The sequence below is a fragment of the Halalkalibacter sp. APA_J-10(15) genome (genome assembly GCF_023017105.1).
Lineage (GTDB): Bacteria > Bacillota > Bacilli > Bacillales > Bacillaceae_D > Halalkalibacter.
The window spans coordinates 1-255 of the sequence record NZ_JALKEV010000099.1; the positions used below are offsets into that span (position 1 = coordinate 1).

At 46.3% G+C, this 255-nt stretch carries 1 protein-coding gene; it reads right to left on the bottom strand.

The genetic code is table 11. The features are described 5' to 3' along the window. Positions 1-255, bottom strand: a 255-nt coding sequence (locus MW695_RS23310) for a transposase (protein WP_247107630.1), incomplete at both ends; no start/stop codon positions are given.

Sequence of the window (255 nt, forward strand, 5' to 3'; positions counted from 1 at the left end):
TCGCCTGCATTGAATTTTTTTCGAGCCCCTTCAGGTTCGTCCAACGCAGTCCATGCTTTTGTTTAAGATCGGCAAAGACTCGTTCAATCGTTTCTTTCCGTCTTGCATAGATCTCTCTATTTATGTCAGTGTGTCTCAAGTGCTCTGCTTCGTCCAACGCATCCTGCCAAATGTGGCGCAAGACCAGCTTCTTATGGTCTTTGTTTTTGGTACATTGAGAAAGCACGGGACCATTCTGACACACACTCGGATTGG